Source organism: Escherichia sp. WS1265, from assembly GCF_046487585.1.
GTDB classification, from domain to species: Bacteria; Pseudomonadota; Gammaproteobacteria; order Enterobacterales; family Enterobacteriaceae; genus Escherichia; species Escherichia coli.
In genome coordinates this window covers 1-3,985 of sequence record NZ_JBJQJE010000051.1, presented here as the reverse complement: position 1 = coordinate 3,985, position 3,985 = coordinate 1, and the positions used below count along the sequence as shown (strand labels likewise).

4 protein-coding genes are annotated in these 3,985 nt (G+C 52.0%); all 4 read left to right on the top strand.

The window, feature by feature from the left end:
- Positions 1 to 2,068: hypothetical protein (locus tag ACJHX3_RS24470; protein WP_410236228.1), on the top strand; the 2,068-nt coding region annotated here is incomplete at its 5' end.
- Positions 2,069 to 2,144: 76 nt separating this feature from the next.
- On the top strand, positions 2,145 to 2,600 hold the full coding sequence (locus tag ACJHX3_RS24465; RefSeq protein WP_000581493.1) for an IrmA family protein: 456 nt from the start codon (positions 2,145 to 2,147) through the stop codon (positions 2,598 to 2,600).
- 78 nt (positions 2,601 to 2,678) lie between these two features.
- Positions 2,679 to 2,912: a DUF905 family protein gene (locus tag ACJHX3_RS24460; protein ID WP_001119719.1), complete on the top strand. Its 234-nt coding sequence runs from the start codon at positions 2,679 to 2,681 to the stop codon at positions 2,910 to 2,912.
- 99 nt (positions 2,913 to 3,011) lie between these two features.
- Entirely contained in the window at positions 3,012 to 3,830 is an 819-nt protein-coding gene (locus ACJHX3_RS24455; protein ID WP_001234642.1) for a DUF932 domain-containing protein, read from the top strand.
- Positions 3,831 to 3,985: the final 155 nt, after the last annotated feature.

Below are 3,985 nucleotides of genomic sequence, written 5' to 3'. Positions count from 1 at the left end.
ATGCGCACCATTGATCGCGTTACAGTACGATATTTCACCGTCACTGATGTGGTGGGGCGGGTTGTTGTACTGGCTGGCTGCATTAGTGACGCTGCTATGGGCGGCCAGCCAAATCCAGGCGCTGAAAAAACTGACCTGTGCCATCAGCCAGACACTGGAAGAACAACCGGTGCTCAACAGTAAATCGTGGCAGACCAGTTTGCAAAACGATTACAGCCTTCCTGACTCACTGACGGAGCGCATCTGGCTGACGCTCATTTCTCAACGGATTTCCCGGGGAGAGCTGAGGGAATTTGAACTGGCAGACGGAAACTGGTTACTGAACAATGCCTGGTATGAAAGAAACATGGCAGGGTTTAACGAACAGTTGAAAGAGAACCTGTCATTCACACCTGATGAACTGAAAACGCTCTTCCGGAACCGCCTGAATTTATCACCGGAAGCGAATGACGATTTTCTCGATCGTTGCCTGGACGGCGGTGACTGGTATCCGTTTTCAGAAGGTCGCCGTTTTGTATCATTCCACCACGTGGATGAGCTTCGTGTCTGTGCCTCCTGCGGGCTGACAGAAGTACATCATGCCCCGGAAAATCATAAGCCGGATCCGGAATGGTACTGCTCCTCTCTTTGTCGCGAAACAGAAATACTGTGTCAGGAAATTTATGAACGCCCTTACAACTGTTTTATTTCCGATGCAACGGCGAATGGTCTGATTCTCATGAAACTGCCGGAAACCTGGAGTACAAATGAGAAAATGTTTGCTTCCGGAGGGCAGGGACATGGGTTTGCCGCTGAACGGGGAAACCATATTGTCGACAGAGTCCGTCTGAAAAACGCACGGATCCTCGGTGATAATAATGCCAGAAATGGAGCAGACAGACTGGTCAGCGGAACAGAAATCCAGACGAAATATTGTTCAACTGCAGCCCGTAGCGTCGGTGCGGCATTCGACGGACAAAACGGACAGTATCGTTACACGGGAAATAATGGCCCCATGCAACTGGAAGTCCCCCGTGATCAGTATGCCGGCGCTGTTGAAACCATGAGGAATAAGATCCGCGAAGGTAAAGTACCCGGTGTAACCGATCCCGCAGAAGCGTCCCGGCTGATTCGTCGGGGACATCTGACTTATACCCAGGCCCGTAATATCACCCGGTTCGGGACCATCGAATCGGTCACTTATGATATTGCCGAGGGTTCGGTTGTCAGTCTGGCGGCCGGAGGGATCAGTTTTGCCCTGACGGCATCGGTCTTCTGGCTCAGCACTGGCGATCGCGATGCTGCCCTGCAGACAGCTGCTGTCCAGGCAGGAAAAACCTTCACCCGCACACTGGCTGTCTACGTCACAACCCAGCAACTTCACCGGCTCAGTGTTGTTCAGGGTATGCTGAAGCACATTGATTTTTCGACTGCCAGCCCGACTGTCCGACTGGCTCTTCAGAAGGGGACTGGTGCAGGAAATATCAGTGCCCTGAACAAAGTAATGAAGGGTACGCTGGTGACATCTCTGGCACTGGTAGCTGTCACAACCGGCCCTGACATGATCAAAATGTTGCGGGGACGGATCTCCGGTGCGCAGTTCATCAGGAATCTTGCCGTGGCATCTTCCGGTGTGGCAGGTGGAGCTGTCGGGTCAGTGGCGGGCGGGATACTGTTCAGTCCACTGGGACCATTTGGTGCACTGACAGGGCGTGTGGTTGGCGGTGTTCTGGGGGGAATGATTGCCTCCGCTGTATCAGGAAAAATTGCCGGAGTGCTGGTTGAAGAAGATCGCGTCAAAATTCTGGCAATGATTCAGGAGCAGGTGACATGGCTTGCCGGCAGTTTCCTGCTGACCGGACATGAGATTGAAAATCTGAACGAGAATCTGGCCCGTGTTATCGATCAGAATGCTCTGGAGATCATTTTCGCCGCCGGTATACAACAACGGGCCGCGACCAATATGTTAATCAAACCACTGGTGGTCAGTATCATCAGGCAACGCCCCGTCATGGAATATGATGCATCCCATCTCGGCAATATGGTTAACCGACTGGAAGAAGCATTCCCCCCGGAGCTCCCGGCATAACGTGTATTCTGCTCCTTTTAGGTTTTATCACCTGATTTGCCAGTGTCATCGTCATGACTCATGAGAGGTAAATACCATGATTCACCTGTTCAAAACCTGCATTATTACTGGCGTCATTCTGGGGTTAACGTGGTCTGCCCCACTCAGGGCACAGGATCAACGTTACATCAGTATACGCAATACAGATACGATATGGCTCCCGGGAAATATTTGTGCTTACCAGTTCCGGCTGGATAATGGCGGAAACGGTGAAGGATTTGGCCCCCTCACCATCACTCTGCAACTCAAAGACAAATATGGTCAGACGCTGGTGACCAGAAAAATGGAAACGGAAGCTTTTGGTGACAGTAATGCCACGCGAACCACAGACGCATTTCTGGAAACGGAGTGCGTGGAAAATGTCGCCACAACCGAAATCATTAAAGCAACTGAAGAAAGTAACGGCCATCGTGTCAGTCTGCCGTTATCGGTTTTCGATCCCCAGGACTACCATCCACTGCTAATTACCGTTTCCGGAAAAAACGTTAACTGATCCCTGAAGTCAGTTTCATGCTTCAGCCTCTGTCACAACGCGTGGCAGAGGCTTTTTATTTATCAGGAGAAAACAGATATGCCGGGTTACACAGAGTATGTCCTGGCTGAAGGATCTTTCTCATACGGGCAGGCGGTTGCTGTCATAACAGCTTACCGCAATGTGTTTATCCAGGATGACCCGGGAATGCATTTCCGTCGGATTATCCGCAACACGGAAGGTCAGCGACGCTGGCGCTGCCGGAATTCTGAACCCGATGCCGGAAAGGTGCTTAATACGCGGCTCGCCAGTGACGGTCTTCTCAGACAATAAACGTCATTCATTTCACCCATCAGGCCGCGTCTTCTCCGGGAGACGTGGCTTTTTCATTTATTACACCAGTAAATCTTAACCACCGATAAGGAGCAAATTATGCGACTAGCCAGTCGTTTTGGTTATGCGAACCAGATACGCCGTGACCGTCCGCTGACACACGAAGAACTGATGCACTATGTACCCGGTATTTTTGGGGAAGACCGGCATACCTCCCGCAGTGAACGCTATACGTATATCCCCACCATCACCGTGCTGGAAAGTCTGCAGCGGGAAGGCTTTCAGCCGTTCTTCGCCTGCCAGACCCGTGTGCGCGACCCGGGCCGCCGGGGATACACAAAACACATGCTGCGTCTGCGGCGGGCCGGAGAGATAAACGGAGAACATGTCCCTGAAATTATTCTGCTCAACTCTCATGACGGTACCTCCAGCTACCAGATGCTGCCGGGTTACTTCAGGTTCGTCTGCCAGAACGGATGCGTCTGTGGTCAGTCTCTGGGGGAAGTGCGTGTTCCGCACCGGGGAAATGTGGTGGAGAAAGTTATTGAAGGGGCTTACGAGGTGGTGGGGGTTTTTGACCGGATTGAGGAAAAGCGTGATGCCATGCAGTCGCTGATTCTGCCGCCACCGGCACGCCAGGCGCTGGCACAGGCGGCACTGACTTACCGTTATGGTGACGAACATCAGCCCGTCACCACCGCCGACATTCTGACACCACGACGCCGGGAGGATTACGGTAAGGACCTGTGGAGTGCTTATCAGACCATTCAGGAGAATATGCTGAAAGGCGGAATTTCAGGTCGCAGCGCTAAAGGAAAACGTATCCATACCCGTGCCATTCACAGCATTGACACTGACATTAAGCTCAACCGCGCATTGTGGGTGATGGCGGAAACGCTGCTGGAGAGCCTGCGCTGATTCAGCCATTACCCTGAAAACCACGCATTTATTTGTCCTTTAAGGGTAAGCGTCGTCTCAGCACCGTCTGGCAGATCCTGAAATTCCTGAAAGAATAGTGGACACCAAATATGGTGGACGCTATCCATGAAATCATTAACCGCAGTGCGTAAAAA

What these genes read in the sequence shown, in the direction of transcription:
- ACJHX3_RS24465 (WP_000581493.1), top strand. Translation starts at nt 2,145, where the DNA reads ATGATTCACCTGTTCAAAACCTGCATTATTACTGGCGTCATTCTGGGG.
- ACJHX3_RS24460 (WP_001119719.1), top strand. Translation starts at nt 2,679, where the DNA reads ATGCCGGGTTACACAGAGTATGTCCTGGCTGAAGGATCTTTCTCATAC.
- ACJHX3_RS24455 (WP_001234642.1), top strand. Translation starts at nt 3,012, where the DNA reads ATGCGACTAGCCAGTCGTTTTGGTTATGCGAACCAGATACGCCGTGAC.